The 18,222-nt window shown below is 70.3% G+C and carries 19 protein-coding genes; 11 read left to right on the forward strand and 8 right to left on the reverse strand.

Annotation, left to right across the window (positions count from 1 at the left end):
- Position 1: 1 nt before the first annotated feature.
- Positions 2–637, reverse strand: coding sequence for a biliverdin-producing heme oxygenase (locus QZV81_RS09090; protein ID WP_292836076.1), 636 nt, complete (start codon positions 635–637; stop codon positions 2–4).
- 64 nt (positions 638–701) lie between these two features.
- Complete coding sequence (locus QZV81_RS09095; RefSeq protein WP_292836079.1) at positions 702–1,013, reverse strand: DUF2470 domain-containing protein; 312 nt, start codon at positions 1,011–1,013, stop codon at positions 702–704.
- Positions 1,014–1,093: 80 nt separating this feature from the next.
- Between QZV81_RS09095 and QZV81_RS09100 the strand changes: the two genes are divergently transcribed.
- From QZV81_RS09100 to QZV81_RS09110, 3 genes are all read left to right on the forward strand, one after another.
- Positions 1,094–2,344 carry a serine hydrolase domain-containing protein gene (locus QZV81_RS09100; protein WP_292836082.1) on the forward strand — a complete coding sequence of 417 codons (1,251 nt, stop codon included), beginning with the start codon at positions 1,094–1,096 and terminating at the stop codon, positions 2,342–2,344.
- Positions 2,345–2,354: 10 nt separating this feature from the next.
- A complete protein-coding gene (locus QZV81_RS09105) occupies positions 2,355–3,233 on the forward strand; it encodes an EamA family transporter (protein WP_292836085.1) in 879 nt (292 codons plus the stop codon).
- Positions 3,234–3,795: 562 nt separating this feature from the next.
- Complete coding sequence (locus QZV81_RS09110) at positions 3,796–4,167, forward strand: rhodanese-like domain-containing protein (protein ID WP_292836088.1); 372 nt, start codon at positions 3,796–3,798, stop codon at positions 4,165–4,167.
- A 27-nt stretch (positions 4,168–4,194) separates the two neighbouring features.
- Here the strand turns inward: QZV81_RS09110 and QZV81_RS09115 are convergent, their stop codons facing one another.
- Positions 4,195–4,494, reverse strand: a complete 300-nt coding sequence (locus tag QZV81_RS09115) for a metal-sensitive transcriptional regulator (protein ID WP_292836091.1) — start codon at positions 4,492–4,494, stop codon at positions 4,195–4,197.
- 134 nt (positions 4,495–4,628) lie between these two features.
- Between QZV81_RS09115 and QZV81_RS09120 the strand changes: the two genes are divergently transcribed.
- The 3 genes from QZV81_RS09120 to cofD all read left to right on the forward strand — a co-directional run bounded on the left by QZV81_RS09120 (position 4,629) and on the right by cofD (position 6,910).
- Positions 4,629–4,994 (forward strand): bleomycin resistance protein, encoded by a 366-nt coding sequence (locus QZV81_RS09120; protein ID WP_292836095.1) that lies wholly within the window; start codon positions 4,629–4,631, stop codon positions 4,992–4,994.
- 107 nt (positions 4,995–5,101) lie between these two features.
- The gene (locus QZV81_RS09125; protein ID WP_292836098.1) at positions 5,102–5,929 is read left to right on the forward strand and encodes a uroporphyrinogen-III synthase; all 828 of its coding nucleotides are present in this window, start codon (positions 5,102–5,104) and stop codon (positions 5,927–5,929) included.
- Between the two features lie 6 nt (positions 5,930–5,935).
- The gene (cofD, locus tag QZV81_RS09130; RefSeq protein ID WP_292836100.1) at positions 5,936–6,910 is read left to right on the forward strand and encodes a 2-phospho-L-lactate transferase; all 975 of its coding nucleotides are present in this window, start codon (positions 5,936–5,938) and stop codon (positions 6,908–6,910) included.
- 23 nt (positions 6,911–6,933) lie between these two features.
- Here cofD and cofC read toward each other — a convergent pair whose 3' ends face one another.
- From cofC to cofG, 4 genes are read right to left on the reverse strand one after another with little or no spacing between them, the layout of a single operon-like run.
- The gene (gene cofC / locus QZV81_RS09135) at positions 6,934–7,584 is read right to left on the reverse strand and encodes a 2-phospho-L-lactate guanylyltransferase (RefSeq protein ID WP_292836103.1); all 651 of its coding nucleotides are present in this window, start codon (positions 7,582–7,584) and stop codon (positions 6,934–6,936) included.
- A complete protein-coding gene (gene fgd, locus QZV81_RS09140) occupies positions 7,581–8,594 on the reverse strand; it encodes a glucose-6-phosphate dehydrogenase (coenzyme-F420) (RefSeq protein WP_292836106.1) in 1,014 nt (337 codons plus the stop codon). The genes cofC and fgd overlap by 4 nt, the downstream gene beginning before the upstream one ends.
- Positions 8,591–10,072: an NAD(P)/FAD-dependent oxidoreductase gene (locus QZV81_RS09145; protein ID WP_292836109.1), complete on the reverse strand. Its 1,482-nt coding sequence runs from the start codon at positions 10,070–10,072 to the stop codon at positions 8,591–8,593. The genes fgd and QZV81_RS09145 overlap by 4 nt, the downstream gene beginning before the upstream one ends.
- Positions 10,069–12,417: a 7,8-didemethyl-8-hydroxy-5-deazariboflavin synthase CofG gene (gene cofG, locus QZV81_RS09150; RefSeq protein ID WP_292836112.1), complete on the reverse strand. Its 2,349-nt coding sequence runs from the start codon at positions 12,415–12,417 to the stop codon at positions 10,069–10,071. The genes QZV81_RS09145 and cofG overlap by 4 nt, the downstream gene beginning before the upstream one ends.
- Positions 12,418–12,515: 98 nt before the next feature.
- Between cofG and QZV81_RS09155 the strand changes: the two genes are divergently transcribed.
- The gene (locus QZV81_RS09155; protein WP_292836115.1) at positions 12,516–13,604 is read left to right on the forward strand and encodes an enoyl-CoA hydratase/isomerase family protein; all 1,089 of its coding nucleotides are present in this window, start codon (positions 12,516–12,518) and stop codon (positions 13,602–13,604) included.
- A 57-nt stretch (positions 13,605–13,661) separates the two neighbouring features.
- Positions 13,662–14,435 (forward strand): enoyl-CoA hydratase-related protein, encoded by a 774-nt coding sequence (locus QZV81_RS09160; RefSeq protein ID WP_292836118.1) that lies wholly within the window; start codon positions 13,662–13,664, stop codon positions 14,433–14,435.
- Between the two features lie 23 nt (positions 14,436–14,458).
- Here the strand turns inward: QZV81_RS09160 and QZV81_RS09165 are convergent, their stop codons facing one another.
- On the reverse strand, positions 14,459–14,986 hold the full coding sequence (locus QZV81_RS09165; protein ID WP_292836121.1) for a ribonuclease H: 528 nt from the start codon (positions 14,984–14,986) through the stop codon (positions 14,459–14,461).
- 130 nt (positions 14,987–15,116) lie between these two features.
- Between QZV81_RS09165 and QZV81_RS09170 the strand changes: the two genes are divergently transcribed.
- The 3 genes from QZV81_RS09170 to prpB are packed head-to-tail and all read left to right on the forward strand — an operon-like array spanning position 15,117 to position 18,215.
- Positions 15,117–15,755: a GntR family transcriptional regulator gene (locus tag QZV81_RS09170; RefSeq protein WP_292836130.1), complete on the forward strand. Its 639-nt coding sequence runs from the start codon at positions 15,117–15,119 to the stop codon at positions 15,753–15,755.
- Positions 15,752–17,278, forward strand: a complete 1,527-nt coding sequence (locus QZV81_RS09175; protein WP_292836124.1) for an MmgE/PrpD family protein — start codon at positions 15,752–15,754, stop codon at positions 17,276–17,278. The genes QZV81_RS09170 and QZV81_RS09175 overlap by 4 nt, the downstream gene beginning before the upstream one ends.
- A gap of 37 nt (positions 17,279–17,315) precedes the next feature.
- Entirely contained in the window at positions 17,316–18,215 is a 900-nt protein-coding gene (gene prpB / locus QZV81_RS09180) for a methylisocitrate lyase (protein ID WP_292836127.1), read from the forward strand.
- Positions 18,216–18,222: the final 7 nt, after the last annotated feature.

The raw sequence follows: 18,222 nt of genomic DNA on the forward strand, positions 1-18,222 counted from the left end.
GTCAGGGGGTGGCTAGGTCGGTGAAGAGGTCGGTGTTCAGCTGGTAGGCGTAGAGGACCTCGTCGATCACTCGCTCGCGTTCGTTGACGTCCCAGGCGGTGGCGTCGAGCTGGGCGCGGTAGATGTCCTTGAAGGATGCCGGGTCGCCGATCTCGGCGAACAGATAGAAGAGGATGCCCGTCGTGTCGAATCCGAATCGGCGCGCCATGACCCTGCCGATGAACTGACCGCCGGACAAGTCGCCGAGGTAGCGCGTGTAGTGGTGCGCCACGAACCCGCCGGGCCAGGTCGCCGCGACCTCGAGGATGCGATCGACGTAGCGGATGGTCGTGGGCACCGGCGCGATGCGCTCGCGCCATTCGGGTCCGATGAGGAACGCGAGATCGGCCTCGAGGGCCGGCAGGCGGGTGAGCTTGTCGCTGAGGAACGGGGCCGCCACCGGTGACTCCTTCATCCGATCGGCGGCGCCCTCGAGTGCCTCGTAGATGTACCAGTGCTGGGCGACGAGAGCGGTGTAGTCCTCGCGTGTGCGCTTGCCATGCATCAGGTCGTCCATGAATCCGGCGTTCTCGCTGCCGGAGTGCGCTGCGCGGGACCGCTCACGCAGAGCGGCGGAGAAGGGGATCGTGTCGCTCACGCTACCGACTCTAGCCGACTTAGGATCAGCTAAACTGAAGGTATCGTGAATTTTCCGCGAAGCGTCACTCGTGCGCGCGCGGAGCGACCCCGAGGCGCGCGCAGGCCGCGTCGTAGAGGGCGACGATCTCGCGGCGCACCTCGCGCCGCTCGGTGATCGGGCCGCCCGGCCAGTGCACTGAGATCTCATCCTCGGATCCGTCGGCGGTGACGACGTGCCACTGACCCCGCTCTCCGTCGAATGACGTCATCTCGGAGCGGACGACGTCGGGCAGCGCGGAGAAGGCCCGCGCGATGAGCAGGTTGTCGTCGTTGTGGTCGTTGTTCATGTGTCCGATGACGCCCGACAGGGCCTCGGGCTCGAAACTGTGCGGCATGGGTCCACCTTAGGCAGTCACACGATCGGCGTCCTCGGCGCCGTGATCTACGCTGGAGACAACACCATTTGGGGGTGACGATGAGGCGTTCCCAGCGCATGCGCCGACTTGTGGCGCTCGTCGGGGCAGCCGCTGTGCTCGTCGGAGTCTCCGCGTGCGCGGCCGAGGCGGATCTCAAGGTCGAGCTTCCGGCACAGGTCGAAGCCGCGCTTCCGGGCGACACGCAGGCGCAGCTTCAGTCGGCGATGGATCGGGCGATGGCGGCGTCAGGTTCGAGCGGGGCGATCGTCGGAGTGTGGGTCCCGTGGTCGGGCTCCTGGGTGAGCGGACTGGGAGCATCCACGCCGGGCGGTGACGCCGTCACCGCCGACATGATCTTCAAGGCCGGGTCGGCGACGCGCGCGATGACCTGCGATGTGCTGTACGCCCTCGTGCAGGAGGGCACCGTCGATCTGGACGATGCCGTCACCGACTGGGTCAGAGGTGTCCCGAACAGTGCCGACATCACCCTCGGTGACCTGTGCGACTCGACTGCCGGCCTGGGCTCGTACACCGATCAGCTGAACGGGCGCCTCCTCGCGAACCCGGCACGCACCTGGGAACCGCGCGAATTGCTGGCATACGGGATGGCGCAGGACATCGACGGCGAGCCCGGCTCGGCATTCCGCGATTCGAGCACCGGCTATCTCCTGCTGGGACTCGCCCTCGAGAACGCTTCCGGCATGCCGGCGGCGGAGCTCTATTCCGACTACGTCGCCCGTCCGCTCGGTTTGGATCAGACCCGGTTGACTCCGACCAGCACCTCGACCCTGCACGGGCTGATCTCCGGTGACGTCGACGGCGCTGTCGCGTGCGCCGCACCGACCGACGTCACCGGGCTGTCGCCGTCGGCCGGGTTCACGGCATCCGGCGTCGAGACCGACATCGACGATCTCGGGCGATACATTCAGGCACTCGCCGTCGGTGCGCGCTCGTACGACGACCCAGCCCGCTTCGAGAACCCCTTGCCGGTCACGGCGGACGGTCCGGCCTGGTACACCGCGGATGGGGGGACCTACCAGGCGGGCACGCTCATCGGCCAGTACGGCTCGGTGCCCGGCTACCTCACGGCGGCGTTCGCCGATCGCAACACCGGGATGACCGTCGTGGTCGTCCTGAACAACTCGCGCGTGACACCCGAGTTCGTCCGGGTCCTCGCGTGGGAGCTGGCCGCGATCGCGTCGAAGGCGCCCGCCGCAGCCGGTCAGACGGCGCCGGATGCCGGGCTCCCGTGGACCGCGGAGGATATGGCGGCACAGGTCGCTGCCGCCGCCGTCTGTCCGCTCCCGTGACCTCGCTCTCGTGACCGGGGCGGATGCTGCCGCAGCGAAGGCCGCGCCGACGTCCGTCGCGCTGGTCGTCGTCGGCCTTGTCTGCCAAGAGGTCGGCGCCTCGCTCGCGTACCGACTGTTCGACGAGGTCGGACCCCTCGGCATGGTCATGCTGCGGCTGGTCTTCTCAGCGATCGTGCTCCTGCTGATCGCCCGCCCCCGGGTGCGCGGGCACGGGGCCTCGGCGTGGCGCGGCGTGCTGGGGTTCGGCGCAGTGCTGGCCCTCATGAACGGTCTCTTCTATCTTGCGCTCGAGCGCCTTCCGCTCGGCATCACCGTCACGATCGAGGTGCTGGGTCCTCTCGTGCTTTCGGTCGTGGCGACCCGGCGCGCCTCGGCGTGGTTGTGGGCCGCGCTCGCCCTCGCGGGTGTTCTCGCGCTCGGCGGCGGGGGCTGGGATCGCCTCGACCCGATCGGGGTGATGTTCGCGCTCGCCGCGGCGGCGACCTGGGCCCTCTACATCCTCGCGTCCGCGCGCGTGGGAGCCGACTTCCCGAAGCTCGACGGGCTCGCGCTCGCGATGACGGTCGGCGCGATCGTGTCGCTCCCGTTCGGGGTTGCGGATGCCGGCAGCGCGCTCTTGCGGCCCGAAATCCTCGGGATCGGCGCGGCGGTCGCCGTACTCAGCTCGACGATTCCCTATGCGCTCGAACTGATCGCCCTGCGCCGGCTGCCGGCACCCGCTTTCGCCATCCTGATGAGCCTGTCGCCGGCGACCGCCGCGGTGGCGGGCTTCGTCCTGCTCGGGCAGCACCTCGTGTGGCTCGAACTCGTGGGGATCGCGCTCGTGATCCTGGCCTCGATCGGCGCAGTCCGCGTTGCGCGCGTCGCCGGCGAGCCGGTGGGCTAGGAGCGCGAGCCGCTGCCGCGAGTGGCCGGGGAACAGGCCGGCGGAATGCCCCGGGGGAATACACCCGGGGGTATTTCTCGTAGGCTGGGGGACGACGCAAGCCCTGCTCGACGGCGAACCTCGGTCGCCCTGGTCTGCGCGTCGTTCCATTCCCATCCCCGAGAGTCACAGACCAGAGCACCAACGTGCTCGGAAAGGAGCCGGCATGTGCCGAGCTGTCACCTGCCGCAAATGCGGTAAGACCACCTGGACCGGATGCGGTCAGCACGTCGACCAGGTCATGCGAGGCGTGCCTTCATCGCAGCGATGCCGCGGACACGAGAACGAGCCCTCGACGGGACTGTTCGCGCGCGTGTTCGGGCGAGGCTGACGGCGAACTTCGCTCGATACCCCCTGGGGTATCATTGGACCAACCACTCAACAGATCAACAGAAAGGTGTGAACATGTGCGCTCGAGTGACATGCGGAGAATGCGGCAAGGCGACCTGGTCCGGGTGCGGTCAGCACATCGAGGAAGCGCTCTACGGCGTCCCGGCAGACCAGCGTTGCCAGGGGCACAGCGTTGCGGCGTAGCCGGCGGAGCCTGTTTCTGATCGGCGCAGCCGTCGCCATCGGCCTGACGGCCAGCGGATGCTCGGCAGCATCCACCTCGTCGATTCAGCTCGGCGCCGCGACGGTTGTCGTCGATGTGCGCACTTCCGGGGAGTATGCGGGTGGGCACCTCGACGGGGCCGTCAACATCGATCTCGAGTCGGCAACGTTCGCTTCCGCGGTGTCGCAGCTGGACCCCGCCGCGGACTACGTCGTCTACTGCCAGTCCGGAAATCGCTCTGCGCAGGCCGCGCAGGTGATGGATGCGGCAGGCCTCGACGTTCAGGATGCCGGAGGCATCTCGCAAGCCGCGCAGGCCACCGGCCTGTCGATCGTCCGCTGACGATGCTGGAGAAGCTCTTCCGGGGTCTCAGGCGAGAGTCAGGAAGAGCTTCTCCAGCTCATCGGGGGTGAGCGACTCGCTCTCCGGATCGGAGAGGCAATTGCGCATCGCGGTGGCCACGATCGCGAACCCCGCACGATCGAGTGCCTTCGACACTGCCGCGAGCTGAATGACCACATCGCGGCACTGCGCGCCGGACTCGACGGCGGTGAGGACGGCCGCAAGCTGGCCCTGGGCGCGGCGAAGGCGATTGACGATGCGCCGCTGCTCCGCGGCCGCATCGACCTCTCGTGCTGACGACGGCTGATTCTCGGCGGTCTCGTTCATCGATTTCCTCCCTGGCCCACGCTCAAGCGCACGGTGATGGTGCACCATTCTGTCACGTCAACGATACCCCTATGGGTATGTGTGAGGGTGACGGCGATGATGGACCGACCGGATGCCGGGAGTACGGTCTCCTCATGAGCGATCGCGCCGTGCCCAATCTCCCGTCGCGGGACTTCGACGCGACGAGCCGGTTCTACGGCAGCTGGGGGTTCGTCGAGCACTACCGCGATCCGGTGTGGCTGATCTTGCGCCGCGGGAGCATCCAGCTCGAGTTCTTTCCGTTTCCCGATCTCGACCCCCGTGAGAGCTCGTTCATGTGCAGCATCCGTGTGGCCGAGATCGATCAGCTGCACGCCGAGATCGTACGGGCCGGCGTTCCGATCGCGCCGGCAGGCGCCCCGCGTCTGAGCGAGATCGCGGTGCAGCGGTGGGGTCAGCGTGCCGCCTTCCTGATCGATCTCGACGGCACCCAGCTTCACCTGATCGAAGACGCTGGATAGGCCATCCGCCCCTGGTACGCGGCGACGCCGCCCGAGCACCTCCCGACTCCGGGATCATGCGACAGCGGGGTATGCTCGACGTTCAGGTCTCACGAGAGTCGACCACGATGAAGACACCCCGGTCCCGGCATGACAAGCCGCTTGTCGGATGGCGCGTGCTGGTTCCGCGCGGCGGACTCTGGGGAGACGGGGTCGCCGCCTCACTCCGCGCCCAGGGCGCCACCCCCGTCATTTCGCCCCTCATCGACTTCGCGCCCACGAGCGATAAGGCCTCACTCGATCAGGCGCTCGCGGAGCTCGAAGCGGGTGCCTTCGACTGGCTGACGGTCACCAGCGCGACCACCGTCGACGTGCTCCAGGCCTACCGCGCGACGATCCCGCCGGCGACGAAGGTCGCCGCGGTCGGCGAGACGACGGCGGCGGCGCTGCAGGCCGCCGGCTACCGGGTCGATCTCATAGCCGAGCGGGACAACTCGGCCGCGGGGCTGGCAGAGCAGATGATCGCGCTCGAACCCGAGCCGCGCGACATCCTCACGCTCCGCGGCGAGATCGCCAAGCCGGTGCTCGCGAGCTTGCTCTCTCACGCCGGCCACCGGGTGCGCAGCGTCGTGGCCTACCGCACGATCGGAGTGCCGTCTGCCGACCGAGTCGCTCACGACGTGGGGTCGGGGCGCATCAACGCGATCCTCGTCACCTCGGAATCCGTCGCTGAGCAGGTGCGCCTGCAGTTTCCGGTTCTGCCCGCCGCGACCCTCGTCGCCGTGATCGGCCCGCGCGCCGCGACCGATGCGAGGAGGGCGGGGGTCTCGATCGAGATCGCCGCCGAGACGCAGACGGTCGATGCGCTGATCGATGCCGTCGGTCGCTTCGCGCTTCCGCACGCGATCGATGAGTTCGCGCCGCGCACCGGCGCGATCCCGCGAGTCGAGCCGTAGGCGGTGGTGTCGTCTCCCGGCCCCCGGGTTGTCGTGCTCGCGGGCGGTGTCGGCGGGGCGAAGTTCACGCTGGGTGTGCGCGAGGCGCTGCGCCGCCGCCACGCCCCGCAGGCAACCGTCATCGCCAACACCGGCGATGACCTCTGGCTCTCCGGCGTCCGGCTGCAGCCCGACGTCGACTCGATCCTGTATGCCCTCGCGGGTCAGAGCGACACCGTGCGCGGGTGGGGGCGGGCCGGAGACACCGAGCGTGTCAACGAAGAGCTGCAGGCATGGGGTGCCGGCTGGCCGTGGTTCACTCTCGGCGATCTCGACCTCGGCACGCATCTCGCACGCACGGGGTGGCTGCGAGAGGGTCTCACGCCGAGTCAGGTGCTCTCGCGACTGTCGGCGCGCTGGCCACTCGGCGCGACACTGCTGCCCATGACCGATGACGAGGTGGACACCCGGGTGCTGTTCGGGGACGGGTCACGGATGCACTTCCAAGAGTGGTGGACGCGTCATCGAGCGACCATCGCGCCCGTCGCGTTCGAGAACCCCGGCATCGCGGCGGCCGCGCCCGCGCCCGGAGCGGTCGATGCGATCGCCGCGGCCGATGTCGTACTCCTCGCGCCGTCGAACCCCGTCGTGTCGCTCGGGCCGATCCTCGCCGTGCCGGAGCTGGCCGAAGCCGTTCGGTCGACCCGGGCCCGGGTCGTCGGGGTGTCAGGCATCATCGGCGGCCGAGTCGTGCGGGGAATGGCGGACGTCTGCCTCACCGCGATCGGCGTCGAGACCTCGTGCGTCGGCGTGGCGGGGCATTTCGGCTCTCGCACAGATGGCGGCCTGCTGGATGCGTGGCTCATCGCCAGCGAGGACGCGGCTTCGTCGACCGCGATCGAGAGGCTCGGCATCCGATCGGCCGTTGCGCCGCTGTGGATGACGGATGCCTCGGCGACGGCCGAGATGGTCGAGGCGGCGTTCGCGGCCGCCGGCGTCTGACACGGCGGGGCCGGGCAGATTTCTCAGCCGCGCGGCGCGAGCAGGGCCACCGTGTGGACCCCGAGCCCGAGCCGGCGCGCGGCGTCGAAGTGCGCGGCATCGTCGACGTCTCGGCGCAGGGTCGAGGACAGCGGGATGGCGAGCGGTTCGCAGCCGAGGGCGACGTGCCGCGCGAGCGAATCGTCGCCGAAAGCCGACGACCACGGCGCACCCGGTCTTGCGGTGACGAGCGTCGAGCCGGTGCCCTCGGCGTCGGCCACGACGGCGCGACGCACCGATGCCGCCGCCCGGAGGGCCTCAGCGAGGTCGCCGGGTCGCAGGGCCGGGAGGTCGCCCAGAAGCGCGGCGCGCGAGAGCCTGCCGTCCGGATCCACCGCGCCCATGCCGGCGGCGATCGCCCCGTTCAGACCGTGTGCCTCGCCTTCCGGCACGAATCGCAATGCCGAGATCGTCGCGGAATCGCGCGCCAGAACCGGGTCATCGCTCACCACGACGACCTGCGCGACCAGCGGACACGCGCTCGCGGCCGCGAGCGTGTCGAGCGCGATCGCCCGCGCGAGGGCCGCGCGGTCGACGCCCGCGAGGTCGAGTCGCGATTTGGCCCGGGAGGGGGCCTTGACGGGCACGACCACGATCCACTCCGCTCGCGCGCGATCGCTTCGGGGCACTGTCACTCGGCACACCTTGCCCGCAGGCGCGGGAGGATTTCGTCACCGCAGCGCCGGAGGAACGCCGCCTGGTCGTGTCCGGGGTCATGGAGCACGATGTGGCGGAAGCCGAGCGAGACGTAGGATGCGATCCTCTCCACGTGCTCGTCGGGGTCGGTCGACACGATGAACCGCGACGCGACGCGCTCGATCGGCAGCTCAGCCGCTCGCCGCTGCATCTCGAGAGGGTCGTGGACGGCCATCTTCTCGTCGGCGCTGAGTGCGAGCGGCGCCCAGAAGCGGGTGTTCTCGAGGGCGGTGTCGAGATCGCGGTGGTACGACACCTTGACTTCGATCAGGGTGTCGATCGAGTCGTCGGGTCGCCCGGCCAGCTGGAGGCCCTCTGCGAGAGCGGGCAGCAGCGTGTCTGTGTAGAGCGAAGGCGCTTTGCCGCTCGTCGTGATGAAGCCGTCGGCGATGCGTCCCGCGAGCCGGGTGGCCGCAGGCCCGGCGGCGCCGATGTAGATCGGCACCTTCGCCGTGGGGCGGTCGTAGACCGTGGCATCCTTCACCGAGTAGTACGCTCCGTCGAACGTGACCCGCTCGCCCGCCCAGAGCTCCTCGATCAGCGCAATCGACTCCTTCAGCCGCTGAAACCGTTCGGGTGCCTCGGGCCAGTCCAGTCCCAGGGTCACTTCGTTCAGGGCCTCGCCGGTGCCGACACCCAGCACGATCCGTCCCGGGAACATCACGCCCAGCGTCGCGAACGCCTGCGCGATCACCGCGGGGTGGTAGCGGAAGGTGGGCGTCAGCACCGATGTGCCGAGTATGACCCGCGAGGTGCGGGCGCCCATCGCGCCGAGCAGGGGGAGGGCGGCCGGTGCATGCCCGCCCTCGTGCATCCACGGCTGGAAGTGGTCGGAGACGAAGACAGAATCGAAGCCCACCTCTTCGGCGAGCACCGCGAAATCGACGAGGTCGGTGGGCCCGAACTGCTCGGCCGAGGCTTTGTAGCCCACGCGCAGGGGAAGGGTCATGCGAGTCTCCTCTCGAGGCGCTCGGGCAGCGCCAGGAACTCCGAGCCGTCGGCGCGGGCGAGGCGCGCGCGGAACGCGTCGACGGTTCCGGGCCACAGCAGGGCGAGCCGCCCCGAGCGCTCGTCGACGTACCAGTTGTGACAACCGCCGGTGAGCCACGGGGTGGATGCCGCGGCATCCGCGATCTCGTCGGTGTAGGCCGCCTCGGCCGCCGGGTCGACGCGCAGCGCATCGCCGGTCGTCTCGGCCAGCGCGAGACAGCGCACGGCATAGGCTGCCTGCGCCTCGATCATCAGCACCGAGGACGTGTGTCCGAGCGATGCGTTCGGGCCGTTCAGCACGTAGAGATTGGGGAAGCCGGAGATCACGGTCGACCCGAACGAGGACATGCCCGCCTCCCAGTGCGCGGCAAGCGTCTCACCGTTCTCGCCCGTGACGAGATCGGCGTACGGCTGCCGCGTCGAGGCGAACCCGGTCGCGAGCACGACGGCGTCGGCCGCGTGCCGGGCGCCGCCGGCGGCGACGAGCACCGATCCGTCCACTGCCGTCAGAGCGGATGCCTCGACCGTCACGGCCGCGGAGGCGACGGTCGGGTAGAAGTCGTCGGAGAGCAGCACGCGCTTGCAGCCGAACGCATACGCGGGGGTCAGCGCGCGCCGCAGGGCGGGGTCGGCGACCTGGGATTCGAGGTGCGCCAGCGCGGTCGCACGGGCGGCCGCGGAGGCTTCGGCATCGCCCGAGCGAGAGGCGAAGCGGGCCTCGCCCTCGGCGTACAGCGCGGCGCGCGCCGCGGCCAGCTCGTCGGGGTGCGCTGCGAAGCGCTGCTGTTCGGCTTCGGATGCCGCCGCGCCGCCGCGGGGCACGATCCACGCCGGCGTGCGCTGGAACAGCGTGACGTGGGCCGCGCTCCGCGCGAGCTCGGGAACGAGCTGCACGGCGCTCGCGCCGGTGCCGACCACCGCGACGCGGGCACCCGAGAGATCGGTCTCGTGCTGCCAGCGCGAGGAGTGGAAGAGAGGCCCCGGAAAGCTCTCGAGGCCCGGGATATCGGGGATCGCCGGTTCCGTGAGCCGTCCGCAGGCCAGCACGAGCGACCGCGCGATCAGTCTTCCGGTCGTGGTCTCGATGCGCCACTCGGCGCCGGTCCAGACGGCGGTCTGCAACGCGCAGTCGAGCCGGAGGCGGTCTCCGAGCTGCTCGTCGTCGGCCACTCGCCGGAGGTAGTCGTGGATCTCGCCACCGGCTGCGAACGTGCTCGACCAGTGCGGGTTCGGGTGGGTCGCGAACCCGTACAGGTGCGCGGGCACGTCGCATGCGACACCGGGGTACGTGTTCTCACGCCAGGTTCCGCCGACGGACGCCGCGCGCTCGAGCACGACGAAGTCCTCGCGGCCGGCCCGGCGCAGCGCGATCGCCATTGCGAGCCCGCCGAAGCCGGCCCCGATGATCGCGACCTCGGTGATCTGGGTCGTGTTCATTGCGCCGCCGCCGTGGAGAGCGCCGCCGCGCGGTAGAGCGTCGTGCGGAGGCGGAACGGCCGGAAGAGGCGGGTGACGATGGCCGACGCGTCGGTCACGGGCAGTTCGAGTCCGTACTCGACGCCGGCGCGCGGTTTCACCCGGCCGTCGAGGAGGGCGCCGCCCAGATCGTCGCCCCCCGAGCGCAGGAGCACCGCCGCCGTGGCGCGCCCGACTCGGGTCCAGGGAATCTGCACGTGCGGAATGCTCCCGCTGAGGGCGAGGCGCGAGACCGCGACCATCGCGCGGTGCTCGTCGACGGGCGAGCGGCCGCGCACGAGCGGCACGCCTCCGGAGGGACCCGGCAGCGGAATCGGCACGAACTCGGTGAATCCGCCGGTGGTCGACTGGATCGCGCGCAGGAGCTGCAGATGGGCGACGCGCTCGAGCGCGGTCTCGACGTGGCCGTAGAAGAGCACGCTCGTCGAGCGGAGGCCGACCCGGTGCGCGGCGGTGATGGTTTCGATCCAGGCGTCGATGCCGAGGTCACCGGGTGCGACGAGCGCGCGCACCCGCTCGCTCAGCACTTTGACCCCCGTGCCCGGGATGCTGTCGACGCCGGCCCCTCGCAGCGCCTCCAGCGCGCGATCGAGCCCCACCTCGCCGCGGTCGGCGAGGTCACGGATGTCCTGCGGGCGGTACGCGTGCAGGTGGATGCCGGGGGCGCTCGCCTTCACCGCGCGGGCGATGTCGACATACGCGCCCGGGTCCTCGCTGTCCGGCAGCATCCCCTGCACGCACAGCTCGGTCGCGCCGAGGGCGCGCGCGTCGGCGGCGATCGCGCCGGCGTCGGCGAGATCGAACTCGTCCGGAGCCCCGCCGGAATCCGCGCGAAACCCCGCCGAGGTGAGGTTGCGGTTGACGACGAGGGTCACCGCTTCGCCCACGGTGTAACGCCGCAGATCGTCGGCGATCGCCGTCAGTGCGTCGAGATCGTCCCCGGTCGCCTCGAGCAGCGCCGCCCACTCCGGTGCGTCGAGAGCCGTCGGATCGGTCGCCGCCGTCTCGGCCAGCGCCCGCACTCCCTCATGAGCTGCCCGGACCGGGGACCGGATCGAGGAGGGCGCGGACGAGACGACTCGCGCGAGACCGGAAGCCGGATCGGCGAGAGCGGCCACCGGCGCGTGCATCGCGGGATCCAGCCAGCTGTCGGGAGCCAGGACGTACTCCGGGTGCGCGGTCAGCCGCTCGCGGAGGTCGAACCCGAGCGCGGCGGTGCGCTCGGCGAGCTCCGACAGGTGCGGCCAGGGGCGCTCGGGGTTGACGTGATCGGCGGTCAGGGGCGAGACGCCGCCCCAGTCGTCGGCGCCGGCTCGCACGAGCAGATCGAACTCCTCCGGATCGGAGAGGTTCGGCGGCACCTGGATGCGCGTGCGCGGCCCCATCACGAGCCGGGCGACCGCGACCGCGACGACGTACTCGTGGAGCGAGGCATCCGCCTGGTCCCGCATCGGCGTCCGCGGCTTGGCGCGGAAATTCTGGACGATGATCTCCTGCACGTGCCCGTGCCGCTCGTGCGCGTCGCGCAGCGCAGCGAGCGACTCGGCGCGGTCGCGCAGGGTTTCTCCGATGCCGACGAGGATCCCGGTCGTGAACGGCACGCGGGCGCGTCCCGCGGCCTCGATCACCCCGAGGCGGGTGGCCGGATCCTTGTCGGGTGATCCGAAGTGCACCTGCCCGGGCTCCTCGAAGAGCCGGCGTGAGGTCGTCTCGAGCATCATGCCCATCGAGGGCGCGGCCGGGCGCAGTGCCACCAGCTCGTCGAAGGTCATGACCCCGGGGTTGAGGTGGGCGAGCAGTCCGGTCTCTTCCGTGATCAGCCGCGCCATCGCGCCGACGTAGTCGAGCGTCGAAGAGTATCCGTGGGCGTCGAGCCACGCACGAGCCTCGGGCCAGCGATCCTCGGGGCGGTCGCCGAGCGTGAGCAGCGCCTCTTTGCACCCGTGCGACGCACCCTGGCGCGCGACCGCGAGCACCTGGTCCGCGCTCATGTAGACGGGCTTGTGCAGCGTGCGCAGCTGCGCCGGAGTGTCGACGAACACGCAGTAGTGGCAGCGATCCCGGCATAGGGTCGTCAGCGGGATGAAGACCTTGCGCGAGTACGTCATGACGCGGGGCCGACCGGATGCCGCGCCCCCGGCATCCCGCATCTCGCCCGCGAGCGCGACGAGACGCTCGAACCGCTCGCCGTGCGCGTGGAGCAGCGCCTCCGCGTGATCCGCGTCGATGCGCGCACCGGCCGCGGCGCGGTCGAGCGCCGTATCGATGTCGGCGGACCGGAAGCGCGCCGGCTGGAGCAGGGTCACTCGACCAGTCTCGCACCGCCGCGACCAGCCCCGGTCGCGATATCTCCCCGGGCACGCGGGGGGTGCCAGATCCGGCCGCGAGCGGTAGCGTGGCCGACGTGACCGATCAGCCGGAACCGCCCGTGCTCGTCCGCGTCGGAGGTGGGCTCGGATCCCTGACGCTGAATCGGCCACGCGTCGTCAACGCGCTCGACGATGACATGGTCGGCCGGATCCGCGGCGCGCTCGACGCCTGGGAGCACGACCCCGATGTCGACGCGGTCCTGATCGACGGGGCGGGGGACCGCGGCTTCTGCGCGGGCGGCGACGTGCGCGGCCTCGCGGGCGACGTCTCGGGTGGCCGCATCGACGACGTCGCGAGGTTCTTCCGCGCCGAGTACGCGCTCAACGCCCGGATCGCCGCCTACCCGAAGCCGCTCGTGGCGCTCGCCGACGGCATCACGATGGGTGGGGGCGTCGGGCTGGCGGGGCACGCTGCGATCCGCATCGTCACCGAGCGCTCGCAGCTGGCGATGCCCGAGACCCGCATCGGATTCACCCCCGATGTGGGCGGCACGTGGCTGCTCGGCCGCGCGCCGGGGCGCCTGGGCGAGTATCTCGCGCTCACCGGGGCGACGATGGATGCCGCGGACGCCATCTATGCCGGCTTCGCCGATCACTTCGTCCGCGCCGAGAACCTCGACGGGCTGCGCGATGCGCTCCGGGCGGGGGCGACGGCTTCGACCCTGAGCGGGCTCGTGCGGCGGTTCGAAGAGGTCCCGGCTCCGTCGAAGCTCGAGCGGGCGCGCGCCTGGATCGATGACGCGTTCGCGGCCGACACGGTCGCCGGCATTGTGGAGCGCCTGCGCGCGGCGGGTGCGACGCGTGCGCTCGGCGAACGCGAGCGAGGCGAAGCATCCGCCTCCGCTGATGAGCTCGAGATGCTCTCGCCCACCGGCCTCGCCGTGACGCTCGCCTCGGTGCGGCGCGCGCGGGAGCTGCCCGACCTGCGCGCAGTGCTCGAGCAGGAGTATGCGCTGGTCCTGTGGTTCGTCGCGACCCAGCCCGACCTCCCCGAGGGCATTCGGGCCCAGGTCGTCGACAAGGACCGCACTCCGCACTGGCAGCCGGCGACGATCGCCGACCTTTCACCGGATGCCGCCGCGATCGCTCTTGCCTACGTTCCCGAGACACCCCTCTGGGCATGAATCCCCGCCTCCTCAAAGACGTCGAGGCGGTCCGCAGATAGAAAGCAGGAAGCGCTCATGGGCGATTCGATCCTCCTCAGCGTCGACGGCGGGCTCGCCCGCGTCACGTTCAACCGTCCCGCATCCCTCAACGCCGTGGACCGGGACATGGGCATGCGGTGGCGTGAGATCGCGTACGAGCTCACCTCCGACGCATCGGTGGGGGCCGTGATCCTGGATGCCGCGGGCCCGGCCTTCTGCGCCGGCGGTGACGTCCTCGCGATGGGCACGGCGGGAGAGACCGATGGCGGTCTTGCGAGATCTGCGGAGATCCTGCACGAGGGGATCCACACCTTCGTCCTGTCGGACAAGCCGATCGTCGCGGCCGTCCAGGGCGCCGTCGCCGGCGGCGGACTCGGTCTCATGCTCACGGCCGACTACATCGTCGCGAGCGACGCGGCGAAGTTCGTGAGCAGGTACGCCAACGTCGGCCTCACTCCCGATCTCGGAGCTTCGACCCTGCTGCCGGCTGCGATCGGGCAGCGCCGCGCGCTGCAGCTGCTGCTGCAAGACCTCACGCTCGACGCCGCCACCGCGCTGGAGTGGGGCCTGGTGGCCGAAGTCGTCGCCCCCGGCGCGCTCGCCGCCCGTGCCGAGGCGGTCGCCCGGTTCTGGCTCGAGAACTCCACCGTGGCCTATGGTCAGGCCAAGCGCCTGGTGCGCGTCGGGGCGGGTCGCTCCTTCTCCGAGAACCTCGCCGACGAAGCCCGTACCATCGGGGCCCGCTCCAACGCCCCCGACGCGAAGGAGCGGATCGCGGCCTTCGCCGCGGCATCCCGCAAGCGCACCTGACTCCTCACAGCCGCCGCCGGCGCTCAGCGTCCGTTGTTCGGCGGCACTGTGACGTCGAGCTTCTCCTGCGAACCGAGCGACGACCATGCGCTCGCGGTGCCCTCGGCGGCGCGCTCCGACGCTCGCACCGCTCGCTCGTCCGCCCACGCGTTGAGCACGTGGCCCGAGTGGCCGCGCACGTGTTCGAGCACGACATCGGGGATGCCGGCTGCCCGGCGCGCGTCGCGCGCCGCGATCAGCTGTTCCAGGATCTCGACGTTCTTGGCCGGGGTGCCGCTCGAGGTCTTCCATCCGCGCCGGCGGTGGCCGTCCATCCACTTCGAGTAGGTGTCGATCGCATACTTCGAGTCGGCCTGCACGACGAGGTGGGAGATGTCGGCGTGGTCTTCTATGGCCCTGAGCAGGCCGAGCAGTTCGCCGATGTTGTTGGTGCCCTCGAGGATCGAGCCGGCGGCCCAGTGACCGTCTTCGCCGACCCAGGCCCAGCCTGCGGGCCCCGGGTTTCCCTTGCAGGCGCCGTCGGTCGCGACGATGTAGCGCTCTTCACTCACCCGGAAAGGCTACCCGGCTCGCGCGGTGACCTGCGCCGCAGCGCGATTGTGTACGCTCACGCGTCAGAGCGCGGAAAGATGAGCGCGCAACGCCGATTATGTATACACTGGGCGGGTGGAACTGGCGACGATGCGAGCAAGCGACCGCGCGTACGCGACGCTCCTCGACGAGATCCAATCCGGATCCCTCCCGCCCGGCGCCGTCCTCGGCGAGGTCGAGCAGGCAGCCCGCCTCGGCGTCAGCCGCACCCCGTTGCGCGAGGCGCTGAGCCGGCTCGGCGCCGACGGGCTCGTCGTCCAGCAGTCGCCCCGGGTGACCGTCGTCGCCGCGATTGCGGCATCCGACATCCGGGAACTCTTCGAAGTGCGGCGTGCCCTCGAAGAGACCGCCGCCCGGCTTGCGGCGAAGCGCGGCGACGCCTCGGTCTTCTCCGCCCTCGCCGACGAGTTCGCACACGCGAGCGTCCGGGCGCAAGACGACCGTGACGCCTACTACGCGCTCATCGCACGCTTCGACAGCCTTCTGGATGCGTCGATCGCGAACGACTATCTCACGTCGGCGCTGCGGACCATCCGCACCCACCTCGTGCGGGTGCGGCGCCTCGCACGTGACAACCCCGCGCGGCTCGCGGCATCCGTCGGCGAACACCGCCTCATCGCCGAGGCGATCGCCTCCGGTGACAGCGAACTCGCGGCGCACGCGACCCACGTGCACCTGCACAATGCACTCTCGAACATCCTCGATTCACTGAAAGGTGACGCACCATGACCGTCCTCCACCACCTCCGCGTCCATCGCAGCGACGAGGATCTCGCCCGCGAAGACCAGCTCGCCTGGCGGATCGCCGAGGTCGCCGCAGACCCTGTCGAGGTCGAGCCCGATGTCGTCGACATGATCATCAACCGCGTCATCGACAATGCCGCGGTCGCCGCGGCATCCCTCACGCGCGCGCCGGTGAGCGCCGCGCGTCAGCAGGCGCTCGACCACGCGGTCTCGTCCGGCGGCGACGGCGCAACCGTTCTCGGCTGCGCGCTCGAGCGCCGCACCTCGCCGGAGTGGGCGGCGTGGGCGAATGGCGTCGCCGTCCGCGAACTCGACTACCACGACACGTTCCTCGCGGCGGAGTACTCGCACCCCGGCGACAACATCCCGCCGATCCTCGCGGTCGCACAGCACGTCGGCGCCGACGGCGCGGCGCTGGTCCGCGGCATCGCGACCGGATACGAGATCCAGATCGACCTCGTCCGCGCCATCTGCCTGCATAAGCACAAGATCGACCACGTCGCCCACCTCGGCCCCTCCGCCGCAGCCGGAATCGGCACCCTCCTCGGGCTCGACGCCGAGACGATCTACCAGGCGATCGGCCAGGCTCTGCACACGACGACCGCCACCCGTCAGTCGCGCAAGGGCGCGATCTCGTCCTGGAAGGCGCACGCGCCGGCCTTCGCGGGAAAGATGGCCGTCGAGGCCGTCGATCGTGCGATGCGCGGCGAGACCTCGCCGAGCCCCATCTACGAGGGCGAAGACGGAGTGATCGCCTGGATGCTCGACGGGCCGGATGCTGCGTACGACGTGCCGCTGCCCGCCCCGGGAGAGGCCAAGCGCGGCATCCTCGACTCGTACACGAAGGAGCACTCGGCCGAGTATCAGGCGCAGGCGTGGATCGATCTCGCCCGCCGGCTCCACGGCGAGCACCCTGAGGCGATGGATCCGGCGAACGTCGAGTCCATCGTGCTGCACTCCTCGCACCACACGCACTACGTGATCGGCTCGGGCGCGAATGATCCGCAGAAGTACGATCCCACGGCATCGCGCGAGACGCTCGACCACTCCATCCCGTACATCTTCGCCGTCGCACTGCAGGACGGCGGCTGGGACCACGTCGACTCATATGCCCCGGAGCGGGCGGGCAGAGCCGACACGGTCGAGCTGTGGCACAGGGTGACGACCGCGGAGGATGCCGAGTGGACGCGGCGCTACCACTCAGACGATCCGGGTGAGAAGGCCTTCGGCGGGCGCGTGGTCATCACGCTGACCGACGGCACCGTGATCGAGGATGAGATCGCCGTCGCCGATGCGCATCCGCTCGGGGCGCGGCCGTTCGCCCGTGCGGACTACATCCGCAAGTTCCGGATGCTCGCTGAGCCCGTGCTCACCCAGGACGAGATCGAGCGCTTCCTCGCGCTCGCTCAGCGTCTGCCCGCACTCACCGCCCCCGAGGTGCAGCAGCTGACGATCGTCGCCCGCGAGGGTGTTCTGGCAGCCGCCCCGGCGCCGAAGGGGTTGTTCTGATGGGGCTTCCTTCGGCGCGGCCCGTGGGGGAGAACTGATGCTGTACTCGACCACGCCGGCCGCCGAGAAGCGGCGGATTCTGCGCGAGCGCCTCGCGAGCGGCGAGCTGATGCGCTTTCCCGGCGCGTTCAACCCGCTGAGCGCGAAGCTCATCGAGCGGAAGGGCTTCGAGGGCGTGTACGTCTCGGGGGCGGTGCTGAGCGCCGATCTCGGGCTTCCCGATATCGGGCTGACGACCCTCACCGAGGTCGCCGGGCGGGGCCAGCAGATCGCACGCATGACCGAACTGCCCGCGATCATCGACGCCGACACCGGGTTCGGCGAGCCGATGAACGTCGCCCGCACGATCCAGACGCTCGAAGATGCCGGTCTTGCCGGCACCCACATCGAGGACCAGGTCAACCCGAAGCGCTGCGGGCATCTCGACGGCAAGGCGGTCGTCGATGAGAACACCGCGATCAAGCGCATCCGCGCGGCCGTGGACGCTCGCCGCGATCCCAACTTCCTCGTCATGGCGCGCACCGACATCCGCGCGGTCGAAGGCCTGGAATCCGCCGTCGACCGGGCCAAAGCGCTGGTGGATGCCGGGGCCGACGCGATCTTCCCCGAGGCGATGCGCTCGCTCGAGGAGTTCGCCGCGATTCGGGCAGCGGTCGACGTGCCGATCCTCGCCAACATGACCGAGTTCGGAAAGAGCGAGCTGTTCTCGACCGATCAGCTTCGCGATGTCGGAGTGAACATCGTGATCTGGCCGGTGTCGCTCCTGCGGATCGCGATGGGGGCGGCATCCCGCGCACTCGATACGCTGATCACCGACGGGCACCTGTCCTCGAAGCTCCCCGAGATGCAGCATCGCGCAGATCTGTACGACCTGATCGACTATGAGGATTACAACCGCTTCGACACTTCGGTGTTCAACTTCCAGATCACCCGGTGACCCTCCT

Origin of the sequence: Microbacterium sp., assembly GCF_011620665.1 — a bacterium.
Classification (GTDB): domain Bacteria; phylum Actinomycetota; class Actinomycetes; order Actinomycetales; family Microbacteriaceae; genus Microbacterium.